The 15,434-nt window shown below is 74.7% G+C and carries 2 protein-coding genes; both read left to right on the top strand.

All coding sequences use genetic code 11. The features are described 5' to 3' along the window. A partial coding sequence (locus AC0AIB_RS29665) for an SDR family NAD(P)-dependent oxidoreductase (protein WP_465097930.1) occupies window positions 1-8,615 on the top strand: 8,615 nt, incomplete at its 5' end. A 336-nt stretch (window positions 8,616-8,951) separates the two neighbouring features. After that, on the top strand, window positions 8,952-15,434 hold a 6,483-nt coding region (locus AC0AIB_RS29660; RefSeq protein WP_465097929.1), incomplete at its 3' end, for a type I polyketide synthase.

Raw genomic sequence — 15,434 nt, 5'->3', positions numbered from 1 at the left:
AGCGGTTGTCGGATGCGCAGCGGGAGGGTCGGCGGATCCTTGCGGTGGTGCGGGGTTCGGCGGTGAATCAGGATGGTGCGTCGAACGGTCTCACCGCGCCGAATGGTCCGTCGCAGCAGCGGGTGATTCGGCAGGCGTTGGCGAATGCCCGGTTGACCACCGCTGATGTGGATGTGGTGGAGGCGCACGGTACGGGTACGACCCTGGGTGATCCGATCGAGGCGCAGGCGTTGTTGGCGACGTACGGGCAGGACCGGTCGGGGGATCGGCCGTTGCTGCTCGGGTCGATCAAGTCGAACATCGGTCACACCCAGGCGGCGGCTGGTGTGGCCGGTGTGATCAAGATGGTCATGGCGATGCGGCATGGTCTGGTGCCGGCGTCGTTGCATGTGGATGAGCCGTCGCCGCATGTCGACTGGTCGGCGGGGGCGGTGGCGCTGGCGACGGAGGCGGTGGCGTGGCCGGTGGTGGACCGGCCGCGTCGGGCGGGGGTGTCGTCGTTCGGTATTTCAGGGACGAATGCGCACGTGATCATCGAGCAGCCGCCGGTCGGGGTGGTTGAGGGTGAGGTGGTCGGGCGGGTGGTGCCGGCGGTGGTGCCGGTGTTGCTTTCCGGGCGTGGTGAGGGGGTGCTGGCTGGGCAGGCCGGTCGGTGGGCTGCCTGGTTGGCTGCCGACGAGGCGTTGCGTCCGGTGGACGTGGGGTGGTCGTCGGTGACGACCCGCCCGGCTCTCGAACAGCGGGCCGTCGCCATGGTGACCGACCGGCACAGCCTCCTGTCCGCGCTGCGGGCCCTTCGCAGTGGCGATTCCTCCGGCACCCTGGTCACCGGTTCCACCGCCGACCGTGGCCAGCTCGCGGTGCTCTTCTCCGGTCAGGGTGCGCAGCGTGTGGGTATGGGTCGGGAGTTGTATGCGGCGTTCCCGGTGTTCGCCACCGCGTTGGACGAGGTGTGCGGCCACCTCGATCCGCTCCTGCCGCAGCCGTTGCGGACCGTGCTGTTCGCCGAGGCGGGTTCGGCGGAGGCGGAGTTGCTGGATCAGACGGTCTTCACCCAGGCGGGGTTGTTCGCGGTCGAGGTGGCGTTGTTCCGGTTGGTGGAGTCGTTCGGTGTGGTGCCGGACTTCGTGGGTGGTCATTCGGTCGGGGAGATCACCGCCGCGTACGTGGCGGGGGTGTTGTCGCTGGAGCATGCGTGTGTGTTGGTGGCGGCGCGGGGTCGGTTGATGCAGGCGTTGCCGGCGGGTGGTGGGATGTTGGCGGTGAACGCGTCCGAGGTGGACGTGTTGCCGACGCTGACTGGTCTGACCGACCGGGTGGGCATCGCTGCGGTGAATGGGCCGGATGCTGTCGTCGTCTCCGGGGTGGCCGAGGCCCTGGACGAGGTGGAGCGGATCTGGCGGAAGCGGGGTGTGCGGACGCGCAGGTTGGTGGTGAGTCATGCGTTCCACAGTCCGTTGATGGAGCCGATGTTGGCGGAGTTCCGGGCGGTGCTGGACGGGTTGACCTTCACGTCACCGCTACTGCCTGTGGTGTCGAATCTGACCGGGGCGTTGGCTGACCCGCAGGAGTTGACCGGTGTCGACTACTGGGTGCGGCATGTGCGGGAGGCGGTGCGGTTCGCCGATGGTGTGGCGGCCCTGCGGGCTGCTGGTGTCGACACGTTCCTGGAGGTGGGTCCGCAGAGTGTGTTGACCGCGTTGGCCGGTGACATCTTGCCGGGTGACGGGGGTGTGCTCGCGGTCGCTGCGCAGCGTCGGGATCGGTCCGAGGTGGAGGCCCTGCTCGCTGCCCTGGGTGAGCTGCACGTCCATGGGGTTGCGGTCACCTGGGCGCAGTGGTTCGCCGGTGCGGGCGCGCGGCGGGTCGACCTGCCGACGTACGCGTTCCAGCACCAGCGGTACTGGCCCGGGGCGGCCTCCCGGCCGCAGGCCGCCCCGGAGCGCGACGCCGAGTTCTGGGCCGCCGTCGAGAACGGCGACCTCGCCGCCCTCGCCGATCAGCTCGGCGACGACGCGGTGGACGCCCTCACCCCGGCCCTGCCCGCGCTCAGCACCTGGCGTCGTGGCCGGGACCGGGACACGGCGCTGGACGGCTGGTCGTACCGGATCGGATGGGAGCCGGTGCACCCGGTCCCCGCCGCCGGGCTGTCCGGCCGCTGGCTGGTCGCCACGGTGGGCGGCGGCAGCGGCGCGGGCGTGGCGAAGACGCTCGCCGAGGCCGGTGCGCGGGTGGACACACTGACGGTCCCCGCCGCCCTCGGTCGGGTCGAGCTGGCCGAGCGGTTGCGGCGGATCAGCGACGAAGGCTGGACCGGGGTGCTGTGCGTCCTGCCCCGGCGGGACCAGCCACTCGCGCACGCGCCGGCGGTGGCCGCCGGTACGGCCGGGCTGCTCACCCTCACCCAGGCGCTGACCGACGCCGGCCTGCCCGGCCGGGTGTGGGCGCTCAGCCGCGCCGCCCTGCCGGTCACGGCCGGCGAGCCGGCCGGCGACCTGTGGGCGGCGCTGGCCTGGGGCCTCGGCCGGGCAGTGGCCCTGGAACAGCCGGACCGTTGGGGTGGCCTGCTCGACCTGCCCGACCGCGCTGACCGGGGCACCCGGGCCGCGCTGGTCGCGGTCCTCGCCGACGGCACCCTCGACCAGGTGGCGATCCGTCGCACCGGCGTGCTCGGCCGGCTGCTGGTGCCGACCGCCCCGCCCGCCGGGGGCGGCTGGCGTCCACGCGGGACGGTGCTCGTCACCGGCGGCACGGGCGCGCTGGGCCGGCAGGTGACCCGGTGGCTGTTGGCCAACGGGGCCGCCGAGGTGGTGCTCGCCTCGCGGCGCGGGCCGCACGCCCCGGGAGCGGGCGAGCTGGTCGCCGAACTGGGCGCCGTGCGGGTGGTGGCCTGCGACGTCACCGACGCCGCTGCCGTCACCGGGCTGGTGGACGAGCTGCCGGAACTGACCGCCGTCGTGCACACCGCCGGTGCGTCCGGCGGGACCGCGCCGGCCTACCAGGTGACCGACGGCGAGCTGGCGGAGACCCTGGCCGGCAAGGTGCTCGGGGCCGTCCACCTGGACGACGCGTGCCGGGACCGCGACCTCGACGCATTCGTCGTCTTCTCCTCCGTCGCGGGCGTCTGGGGCGGCGGTGGCCAGGCCGGCTACGCCGCCGGTAACGCGCTGCTCGACGCGCTCGTCGCGGCCCGCCGCGTGGCCGGTCTGCCCGCCACCGCGCTGGCCTACGGTCCGTGGGCGGAGGAGGGCATGGCCGCCGGGGAGACGGCGGACGGCCTGCGCCGTCGTGGGTTCGTCCCGCTCGCGCCGGACGCCGCCGTCGCGGCGCTGGGCCGCTGGGTGAACGCCCCCGAGCCGGCGCCGGTGATCGTCGACGTGGACTGGTCCCGCTTCGTCGCGGCGTTCACCGCGATGCGGCCGAGTCACCTGTTCGACCGGGTCGCCCCCGCCGCCGAGGCGGAACCGGAGCGGCCGGAGACCGAGGCGGGCACCGACGGGCTGCGCGCCCGGCTCGCCGCGCTGTCGACCACCGGCCGGGAGAACCTGCTGGTCGACCTGGTCCGCGCGGAGGCGGCGGCGGTGCTCGGCCACGCCTCCACCGACCAGGTGCCGGCCGGTCGCGCGTTCCGCGAGCTGGGCTTCGACTCCCTCGCGGCGGTGCAGCTGCGGGACCGGCTGGGCCGGGCCACCGGGCTGACCCTGCCGTCGACAGTGGTCTTCGACCATCCGTCGGCGGTGGAACTGGCCCGCTTCCTGCGTCCCGAGCTGGTGGCCGGCGACGGCCCGACGGCCGTCACCACAGTGGTCCGGCCGCCGGCCGACGAGCCGATCGCGATCGTCTCGATGGCCTGCCGGTTCCCCGGCGGGGTGTCCTCCCCGCAGGAGTTGTGGCAGTTGCTGGTCGACGGCGGTGACGCGGTGACGCCGATGCCGACCGACCGGGGGTGGGACCTCGACACGCTCTTCGACTCCGACCCGGAGCGGGTGGGCACCAGCTACACCCGCAGCGGCGCCTTCCTCGACGGGGTGGCCGACTTCGACGCGGGATTCTTCGGGATCAACCCGCGGGAGGCCCTCGCGATGGACCCGCAGCAACGGTTGCTGCTGCACACCACCTGGGAGACGTTCGAGCGGGCCGGTATCGACCCGCAGCGCGTCCGTGGCTCCGCGACCGGGGTGTTCATGGGCACCAACGGGCAGGACTACGCGACCCTGCTGCTGGGCGCCCGGTCCGAGGTGGAGGGCTACCAGGCCACCGGCAACAGCGCGTCGGTGGTCTCCGGCCGGCTGGCGTACTCGTTCGGGCTGCACGGCCCGGCGGTCACCGTCGACACCGCGTGTTCCTCCTCGCTGGTCGCCCTGCACCTGGCCGCCCAGGCGCTGCGGTCGGGAGAGTGCGACCTCGCTCTGGCCGGCGGCGTGACAGTGATGTCGACGCCGGGGGCGTTCCTGGAGTTCTCCCGCCAGCGCGGCCTGGCCGCCGACGGGCGGGTCAAGGCGTTCGCCGCCGGCGCCGACGGCACCGGCTGGGGTGAGGGAGTCGGCGTCCTGCTGCTCCAACGGCTCTCCGACGCGCGACGGGAGGGCCGGCGGATCCTCGCCGTCGTCCGGGGCAGCGCCGTCAACCAGGACGGCGCTTCCAACGGGTTGACCGCCCCGAACGGGCCCGCGCAGCAGCGGGTCATCCGGCACGCCCTGGCCAATGCCGGGCTGGCCCCGGCCGACATCGACGCCGTCGAGGCGCACGGCACCGGCACCACCCTCGGCGACCCCATCGAGGCGCAGGCGCTGATGGCCGCGTACGGCACCGGCCGCCCCGCCGACCGACCGCTCTGGTTGGGTTCGGTGAAGTCGAACATCGGCCACACCCAGGCCGCGGCGGGCGTGGCCAGCCTGATCAAGATGGTGCTGTCGCTGCGGAACGGGACGCTCCCGGCGACCCTGCACATCGACGGGCCCACCCCGCACGTGGACTGGGCGTCGGGACCACTGGCGCTGCTCACCGAGGCACGCCCGTGGGACGCCGCCGGGCGTCCCCGCCGGGCCGGCGTCTCGTCGTTCGGCATCAGCGGCACCAACGCCCACGTGATCCTCGAACAGGCACCGGCCGCGGACCCGGCCGGGACGACCGACGGACCGTCGACCGTCGACGGGGCCACCACCACGGACGCCACCGACCAGGCGGCGGCCGACGTCGAGGTGCTGCCCTGGCCCGTCTCTGCCGCGACGGCGGCCGGGCTGCGGGAGCAGGCCGACCGACTGGCCCGTCGGCTCGGTGACCCTGCCGGCGAGGCGGGGAACCCGCCCTCCGACGGGGCGGTGGCCTGGGCCCTGGTCGAGGGGAGGGCCCACCTGGCCCAGCGGGCGGTGGTCGTCGCCGCCGACCCGGAGGCCCGGCTCGCGGCGCTGCGTGCCCTCGCCACCGGCGGTGAGCACCCCGCGCTCGTCCCGGCCGGTCCGGCCACGACGGGCGGCACCGCCTTCCTCTTCTCCGGTCAGGGCGCGCAGCGCGCCGGGATGGGCCGGGAGTTGTACGGGTCGTTCCCGGTGTTCGCCGCCGCGCTGGACGAAGCCTGCGGGCACCTGGACCCGTTGCTGCCGCAGCCCTTGCGGGAGGTGCTCTTCGCCGGGGAGGGCTCGCCGGATGCGGCCCTGCTGGACCAGACGGTCTTCACCCAGGCCGGTCTCTTCGCCGTCGAGGTGGCGCTGTTCCGTCTGCTGGAGTCCTTCGGTGTGGTGCCGGACCTCGTCGGGGGCCACTCGGTCGGGGAGATCACGGCCGCTCACGTGGCCGGGGTGCTCGACCTGGCCGACGCGTGCGCCCTCGTGGCGGCTCGCGGCCGGTTGATGCAGGCACTCCCGGCAGGCGGCGGGATGTTGGCGGTGGCCGCGCCGGAGGCCGATGTGATGGCGTCCATCGAGGGACGGACCGATCGGGTCGGCATCGCCGCCGTGAACGGCCCGTCGGCCGTCGTGGTCTCCGGTGCCGTCGACGTCCTCGACGAGATCGAGCGGGTCTGGCGGGAACGGGGGGTGCGCACCCGGCGGTTGACTGTCAGCCACGCGTTCCACAGCCCGTTGATGGAGCCGATGCTCGACGAGTTCCGTACCGTCCTGGCGGGGTTGCGGTTCGCCGCGCCGATGCTGCCGGTGCTGTCGAACCTGACCGGGGCGCTCGCCGACGGCGACGGGATCCGGACCGTCGGGTACTGGGTGCGGCACGTCCGGGAGGCGGTCCGGTACGCCGACGGCGTGCGGGCCCTGCGGGACACGGGCGTGGACACCTTCGTCGAGGTGGGCCCCGGTGCGGTGCTCACCGCCATGAACGCCGACGTGCTTCCCGACGGCGCCACGACCCTGGCGATCCAGCGGGCCGGCGTGCCGGAGGTGACGGCGTTGCTCATCGCCGTGGCCACCCGGTACGCCAGCGGTCGGGACGTCGACTGGACGGCGGCGCTGACGCCGCTCGCCGGCCCCCGTCCCGTCCCCCGCGACCTGCCGGAGCTGCCCACCTACGCGTTCCAGCCGGAGCGGTACTGGCCCACCCTGACCAGGCCGCTGAGCGGCGGCGGGGACCGGGTCGACACCGAGTTCTGGCGGGCGGTCACCGACGGCGACCTGGACCGGCTCGGCATCGACGCCGACCAGCCGCTGAAGGACCTGCTGCCGGAGTTGGACTCGTGGCGTCGCCGGCAGCACCAGGACGGCACGGTCGGCGGCTGGCGGTACCGGGTCACCTGGCGGCAGCGGCGGCTCACCGCCGGCCAGCCGGGTACCTGGCTGGTCGTCGCCCCCCGACGGCAGTCGGCCGAGACGATCGCCGACGCGCTGCGCGCCGGTGGGTCCACGGTGCACCTGCTCACCGTGGATCCGTCCACCGTCGGCCGGGACGGGCTCGCCACCGACCTGGTCCGGGCCTGCGCCGAGCACCAGCCGACCGGGCTGCTCTCGCTGCTGGCCCTGGACGAGGCGCCGCACCCGGGCCAGGACGCCCTGCCGTCCGGGCTCGCGGCGAACCTGCTGCTGCTCCAGGCGCACGTCGGCCGGGAGACCGACACGCCGGTCCCGTTGTGGCTCGCCACCACCGGGGCGGTCGCCACCGACGAGGAGCCGGCGACCCGGCCCTGGCAGGCCACCAGTTGGGGCCTCGGCCTGGCCGCCGCCCTGGAGCACCCCCGGCACGTCGGCGGCCTCGTCGACCTGCCCGGCACGGTGACCGGGGAACTGGCGTCCGCGCTGGTCACCGCGATCACCAACACCGATGGCGAGGACCAGCTCGCCCTCCGCGCGTCCGGCACGCGCGTCCGGCGCCTGGTCCGGGCCCCCGGGCCGATCGAGGGTGCCGGCGCCGGCTGGACGCCGCAGGGCACCGTGCTGGTCACGGGCGGGTCGGGCGCGGTCGCCCGGCACACCACCGCCTGGCTGGACCGGCACGGCACGGCGGTGGTGCCGCTGGACCAGCCGGCGGGCGCAAAGCTGACCGACCGGATGGAGCAGTTGGCGGCCGACGGGCGGCCGGTGACCGCGCTGGTGCACGTACCGGCCGACACCGGTACCGTGCCGCTGGCCGAGCTGACCCTCGCCGGCCTTGCCGAGGACCTGCTCGCCACCGTCGGCGACGTTCCCCGGTACGCCGACGAGTTGGAGCACCGGGCCATCGGGGCCCTCGTCCTCTGCTCGTCCACCTCGGGGGTGTGGGGCTCCGGCGGGCGCTGCGGCCAGGCGGCCGGGGACGCCCTGCTCCAGGTCCTCGCCGCCAACCGGCGTCTGGCCGGCCTGCCGGTGGCGTCGGTGGCGTTCGGCCCCTGGGCGGACGGCCTCGCCGCCGCCGACCGGGAGCAGCTGGACCGGCGTGGCCTGCCCGGCATGGACCCGGAGCTGGCCGTCGCGGCGCTGCGCCGGGCGGTGGCCGAGGGCACGCAGCTCGTCGTGGCCGACGTGCGGTGGGACCGGTTCGTGCCGGCCGTCGCCGCCATCCGGGCCCGACCGCTGTTCGGCGGGGTCCCCGAGGCGCAGGAGGCGCTGCGCAGCCTGCACACCGACGAGCCGGCCGACGACGGGGCGGCGGACGCGCTGCGCGGGCGGCTACGGCCGCTCGGCGACGGGGAGCGGGACGCCGTCCTGGTCGACCTCGTCGCCACCCAGGCGGCGGCGGTGCTCGGCCTGCCGGGCACCGGCGACCTCGGCCCGGCGCGGGCGTTCCGGGAGGTCGGCTTCGACTCGATGACGGCGGTGGAGCTGCGCAACCGGCTCCGGGCGGTCACCGGGGTGACGCTGCCGGCCAGCGTGGTCTTCGACTACCCCACCCCGCTGGCGCTCGCCCGGCACCTGCGCGGCCTCGTGGTCGAGGACGGGGCCAAGGCGACCACCGGGCTGCTGTCGGAACTGGAGCGGTTGGACGGTGTGTTCGCCTCCAGCGCACCGGACCAGCTGACCCGGCAGAAGCTGCTGGTGCAGATGCAGGCGTTCATCGCCCGCTGGGGTGACGACCGTACGGCACCGGCCGAGGCCCCGGTGACGCCGTCGCTCGACGGGGCCACCGACGCCGAGATCTTCGAATTCATCCACCGGGAGCTCGGTGGGCCGGGCGGCAATGTCGACGGGGCTTTCTGAACCTATTGACCGGCCATCGTCGGGCACGTCGGCGGGGCCGGTCGCGGAGGCACTTACCGCCGTCGCGACCGGCCCCGCCGGGCCGCGGGCATATCGCGTTCGGGGTGGCCCCGCACCAGCCTGCGGCCGGTCCGGTGGCGGTCCTCTAGGGGCTGACCGTAGGGGCACCGTAGGGGTTGTGACCGTCGCCGGCCGACAATTACCTTCCTCCCGGTAGGACCGCAACGCTGTTGATTATTGCAATTCGTGATCGGGCTGAACGGCTGTGGTGTCGCAGCTTGAGGCGTCTGTGGACGGTATTGGGTCGCTCTTTTCCGGCCCGAAAAGGTGGCGCTAATGGCGACTGAAGATACCCTCCGGGAATACCTGAAATGGGTTACCGCGGACCTCCACCAGACCAGGCGGAAGCTCGGGGAGTTGGAGGCGGCCAACCGGGAGCCCATCGCCATCGTCGGCATCGGCTGCCGCTTCCCGGGCGGGGTGCGCTCATCCGAGGACCTGTGGCACCTGGTGGCCGACGGCCGCGACGCCATCTCCGACTTCCCCACCGACCGGGGCTGGGACCTGGAGCGGCTGATCCACCCCGACCCCGACCACCCCGGCACCTCGTACGTCGGGCAGGGCGGCTTCCTCGACTCGGCCACCGAGTTCGACCCCGGCTTCTTCGGCATCTCCCCCCGCGAGGCGCTGGGCATGGATCCGCAGCAGCGGCTGCTGCTGGAGACCTCGTGGGAGGCGTTCGAGCACGCCGGCATCGACCCGGCGGACCTGCGCGGTCACCAGGTCGGCGTGTTCGCCAGCACCACCGGCCAGGACTACGCGGCGCTGCTCCAGCCGCCCCCGCCCGGCGTCGAGGGGTACGTCCTCACCGGCACCGCCGCCAGCGTCGTCTCCGGCCGGATCTCGTACGTGCTCGGCGTCGAGGGCCCCGCCGTCTCCGTCGACACCGCCTGCTCGTCGTCCCTGGTCGCGCTCCACCTCGCCTGCCACGCCCTGCGACAGGGTGAGTGCACCCTCGCGCTGGCCGGCGGTGCCACCATCATGTCCACCCCCGCCGCGTTCGTCGGCTTCAGCCGCCAGCGCGGGCTCGCCGCCGACGGGCGGGTCAAGGCGTTCGCCGGAGCCGCCGACGGCACCGGGTGGGGTGAGGGCGTCGCCGTCCTCCTGGTCGAGCGACTCTCCGACGCCCGCCGCAACGGCCACCCCGTCCTCGCCGTGGTGCGCGGCAGCGCGGTCAACCAGGACGGCGCCTCCAACGGACTCACCGCCCCCAACGGGCCCTCCCAGCAGCGCGTGGTGCTCCAGGCCCTGGCCAGCGCCCGCCTCTCCCCGGAACAGGTCGACGCGGTGGAGGCGCACGGCACCGGGACCAACCTCGGCGACCCCATCGAGGCCACCGCGCTGCTCGCCACGTACGGGCAGGGGCGGCCGGCGGACCGGCCGCTGCGGCTCGGCTCGGTGAAGTCGAACATCGGGCACACCCAGGCCGCCGCCGGCGTCGCCGGGGTGATCAAGATGGTGCTGGCCCTCCAGCACGACCTGCTCCCGGCGACCCTGCACGTCGACGAGCCCACCCCGCACGTCGACTGGACGGCCGGCGCGGTGTCACTGCTGACCGAGGCGCTGCCCTGGCCGCGCGGCGAGCAGCCCCGCCGCGCGGGCGTCTCCTCGTTCGGCATGAGTGGCACCAACGCGCACGTGATCATCGAGGAGGCACCCGACGAGACCCCGGACGCCGCCGCACCGGTGGCCCCCGGCACCGACCCCGCCGCCGCGCAGGCCGCGCCGGCGGTGGCGGCCGGCCCGGCCGCGGTGGCGGCTGCCGGGCTGGTGCCCGTGCTGCTGTCCGCCCGCGACGCCGCCGGGCTGGCCGCCCAGGCGCGGCGCTGGGCCGAGTGGCTCGACACCGCCCCCGACGCCGACCGCGCCGGCCTGGTCGACCTCGGCTGGTCGTCCGCCACCACCCGTGGCGCCCTGGAGCACCGGGCTGTCGTCCTCGCCACCGACCGCGCCGACCTGCCGCGCGACCTGCGTACGCTCGCCGACGGCGGGGTCGCCGCCGGTCTCGTCGTCGGCGACGGGCCGCGCGGCGGGCAACTCGCGTTCCTGTTCTCCGGCCAGGGCGCCCAGCGCGCCGGTATGGGCCGGGAGTTGGCGGCGGCGTTCCCGGTCTTCGCCCGCGCGCTCACCGAGGTCTGCGCCGCGCTCGACCCGCACCTGCCCCGCCCGCTCGCGCCGGTCCTCGCCGCCGACCCGGGCACCGGGGACGCCGACCTGCTCGACCAGACGCTCTGGACCCAGGCGGGACTGTTCGCCGTCGAGGTGGCCCTGTACCGGTTGCTGGAATCCTGGGGCGTCACCCCGGACGTGCTGCTGGGCCACTCCATCGGCGAGGTCGTCGCCGCCCACGTCGCGGGGGTGCTCACCCTCGCCGACGCCGCCGCGTTGGTCGCCGCCCGGGGTCGGCTCATGCAGAACCTGCCAGCCGGCGGCGCGATGCTCTCGGTCGCCGCCGGTCTCGCCGACGTCGAGGCCGTCCTCGCCGACCTCGACGGCCCGCTCGGCGTCGCCGCCGTCAACGGTCCCACCGCCGTGGTGGTCTCCGGTGCCGCCGACGCCGTTGCCGAGGTCGACCGCCGGTTCACCGATCGTGGCGTACGCACCAGACGCCTCCCCGTCAGCCACGCCTTCCACAGCCCGCTCATGGAGCCGATGCTCGCCGAGTTCCGGGCCGTCCTGGAAGGGCTGACCCTCGAAGCGCCGACCCTGCCGATCGTGTCCAACGTGACCGGTGCGCCGGTCGACGCCGAGGAGATCCGCAGCCCCGGGTACTGGGTGCGGCACGTCCGCGAGGCGGTCCGCTTCGCCGACGGCGTGGAGCGGGCACGCGCCCTCGGCGTCGGCACGTTCCTGGAGGTCGGCCCGAGCGGCGTGCTGACCGCGCTGACCCGGGAGATCGTCGGCGCGGACGCCGTCGCGGTGTCGTCGCTGCGCCGGGAGCGGCCCGAGCCGGCGTCCCTGCTGACCGCCCTCGCCGAGCTGCACGTCGCCGGGGTCACTGTCGCCTGGCGGGAACTGTTCGCCGGCGTGGAGCCGCGTCGGGTCCGGCTGCCCGGGTACGCCTTCCACCGCCAACGGTTCTGGCCCGAGCCGCCCCCGTCCGCCCAGGTGGAGGCCGCCACGGGCGCGGACGCCGAGTTCTGGGCGGCCGTCGAGCAGTCCGACGTCGACGCGTTGCGTGACCAGCTCGGCGCCGACCCGGCCGGCAACGCCGACCCGGTGGACGCCCTGCTGCCGGTGTTGCCCGTGCTCGCCTCCTGGCGCCGCAACCGGCACGACCGCTCGGTGGTGGACGGCTGGTCGTACCAGGTGGTGTGGAAGCCGGTGCCGGTCGCCGACGGTGACCGGCCGGCGGGGCGTTGGCTGCTGGTGCTGCCGGCGGACGCGGCGCCCACCTGGGCGGACGACCTGGTCGGCCTGTTCCGGGCGGCCGGCGACGAACCGGCGCTGCTGCGCGTCGGCGCGGACGACCTGGACCGGGCGACGCTGGCCGACCGGCTGCGCGCGGTGGCCGGCGACCAGCCCGTCGCCGGGGTGCTGCACGTCGTCGCCGGACAGGACCGGCTGCTGGCCGCGCACCCCGGGCTGAGCGTCGCCGCCGCCACCACCCTCGTGCTGGTACAGGCCCTGAGCGACCTGGATCTGGCCGCCCCCGTCTGGTGCCTCACCAGCGGAGCGGTCAAGGCCGGGCCCGCCGACCGGGTCACCGACCCGCTGCAGACCCTGGTGTGGGGCCTCGGCCGCGCCGCCGCCGTGGAGCAGCCGCACCGCTGGGGCGGCCTGGTGGACCTGCCGGCCGCCGTCGACGAGGCCGTCCTGCGTCGCCTCGGGGCCGTCCTCGCGGGCGGCAGCGGGGAGGACCAGGTCGCCGTCCGCGCCGGCGGCGTCTGGGGTCGCCGGCTCGCCCCGGCCCCCGCCCCGCAACGGCCGGCGGGGGACCCCTGGGCCGACGCCACCGTCCTGGTCACCGGCGGTACCGGGGCGCTCGCCGGCCACGTCACCAGGTGGCTGGTGGAGCGCGGTGCCCGACGCGTCGTCCTGGTCGGTCGGCGCGGCGCCGCCGCCCCTGCCCTGGCCGGGCTTCTGCAGGAGTACGGCGCCGACGGCCGGGTCACCGCCGCCGCCTGCGACGTGACCGACCGGCAGGCCGTCGCGGTGCTGCTGGACTCGCTGCCCGACCTGACCGCTGTGGTGCACGCCGCCGGCACCGACCAGCTCACGCCGCTCACCGGCACCTCCCTCGACGAGTTCTCCACAGTCGTCGCCGGCAAGGTGCTCGGCGCGCTGCACCTCGACGAGTGCCTGGCCGACCGGCCGCTCGCCGCGTTCCTGCTCTTCTCCTCGATCTCCGGGGTGTGGGGCAGCGCCGGCCAGTGCGCGTACGGGGCCGGCAATTCGCTGCTCGACGCGCTCGCCGTCGACCGCCGCGACCGGGGCCTCACCGCCACCGCCGTCGCCTGGACCGCGTGGGGCGGCGCCGACGGCATGGCCGCCAAGAACACCGCCACCGCGCAACTGCACCGGATGGGCCTGCCCACCATCGATCCGCAGCGGGCCCTGGTCGCCCTGGACCGGGCGATGCACCGGCCCACCCCCTGCGTCACCATCGCCGACGTCGACTGGAGCCGCTTCCACCCGGCTTTCACCCTGACCCGGCCCAGCCCGTTCCTGTCCGAGCTTCCGCAGGTGCGGGCGCTCGCGGAGGCCGAGGCGGAGATTGCCGCCGCGCCGCCCGGCGTGACCGGGGCGCTGCGCCACCTGGCCGAGCTGTCCGATGCCGGGCAGGAGCGGGAACTGCTCCGGATCGTCAACGAGCAGACCGCCCGGGTGCTCGGCCACGCCACCCCGGACGACCTGCGCGGCCGGCCGTTCAAGGATCTCGGCTTCGACTCGCTCACCGCCGTGGACTTCCGCACGAAGCTGAACGAGGTGACCGGGCTCCGACTGCCGTCCACTCTGGTCTTCGACCACCCCACCCCGGCCGGCCTGGCCCGGCACCTGCGCGAGACGGTGTTCGGCACCGACGCCGCCGCGCCCGCCGCGCCCACGGCCCTCGTCGGTGCCGACGAGCCGATCGCGATCGTGGGCATGGCCTGCCGCTACCCGGGAGACGCCGGCAGTCCCGAGGGGCTGTGGCGGCTGGTCGCCGACGGCGTCGACGCCATCGGCCCGTTTCCCACCGACCGGGGCTGGGACGTCCCCGCCCCGGACAGCGGCTACGCCCCGGCCGGCGGCTTCCTGTACGACGCGACCCGGTTCGATCCGGTGTTCTTCGGCATCTCCCCGCGCGAGGCCCTGGCCATGGACCCGCAGCAGCGGCTCACCCTGGAGGCGTCCTGGGAGGTCCTGGAGCGGGCCGGGCTCGACCCGACCAGCCTCAAGGGCAGCCGTACCGGCGTGTACGTCGGCGCCTCCACCTCCGGTTACGGGACCGGGTTGACCGAGGTGCCGGAGGGCACCGAGGGCTACCTGATGACCGGCGGGGCGCACAGCGTCATCTCCGGCCGGGTGGCGTACACCCTCGGCCTGGAGGGACCGGCGGTGACAGTGGACACCGCCTGCTCGTCGTCGCTGGTGGCCCTGCACCTGGCCGGCGAGGCGCTGCGCCGGGGCGAGTGCGACCTCGCCCTCGCCGGCGGCGTCGCGGTGATGGCCACCCCGGACACCTTCGCCGAGTTCTCCCGGCAGGGCGGGCTGGCGGCTGACGGGCGGTGTAAGTCGTTTGCTGCTTCGGCGGATGGTACGGGCTGGTCCGAGGGTGTGGGCATGTTGTTGGTGCAGCGGCTTTCTGATGCGCGTCGGGAGGGTCGGCGGGTCTTTGCGGTGGTGCGTGGTTCGGCGGTGAATCAGGATGGTGCGTCGAATGGGTTGACGGCGCCGAATGGTCCGTCGCAGCAGCGGGTGATTCGGCAGGCTCTGGCGAGTGCCGGGCTGTCGGCGGCGGATGTGGATGTGGTGGAGGCGCATGGCACCGGCACCACCCTGGGTGATCCGATCGAGGCGCAGGCGTTGTTGGCGACGTACGGGCAGGACCGCGAGGTTCCGTTGCTGTTGGGGTCGGTGAAGTCGAACATCGGGCATGCGCAGGCGGCTGCTGGTGTGGCGGGTGTGATCAAGGTGGTGCTGGCGATGCGGCACGGGGTGGTGCCGGCGTCGTTGCATGTGGATGAGCCGTCGCCGCATATCGACTGGTCGGCGGGTGCGGTGGAGTTGGTGACGGAGGCGCGGCCGTGGCCGGTGGTGGGGCGGTCGCGTCGGGCGGCGGTGTCGTCGTTCGGTATTTCCGGCACGAATGCGCACGTGATCGTCGAGCAGGCTGACGAGGTCGGGCTGCCGGTGGAGGTTGCTCCGGGGCTTGTCGACTCGGACGTGGTGGTGTGGCCGGTGTCGGCGCGGTCGACGGAGGCGCTGGCGGGTCAGGCGGGTCGGCTGGCGGCGTACGTGCGTGGGCATGGCGGTCTTGACCCGGCGGCGGTCGGTTGGTCCCTCGCCACCACGCGGTCCACCTTCGACCAGCGGGCGGTGGTGGTGGGGGCTGGTGCGTCGGATCTCCTCGCCGGGTTGGAGGCGATGGCGTCGGGTGTGCCGGCGGGGAACGTGGTTACGGGTGTGGCTGGTTCGTCTGTTGGCCCGGTGTTTGTTTTTCCGGGTCAGGGTGGTCAGTCGGTGGGGTTGGCGGCGGGTTTGGTGGGTCGTTGTGGGGTGTTTGATGCGCGGTTGGCGGAGTGTCAGCGGGCGTTGGCGCCGTTTGTGGATGTG

It is taken from the genome of Micromonospora sp. DSM 43699, from assembly GCF_055517075.1.
The sequence above is the reverse complement of the archived record's forward strand: the minus strand, read 5'-3'. Positions and strand labels throughout refer to the sequence as shown.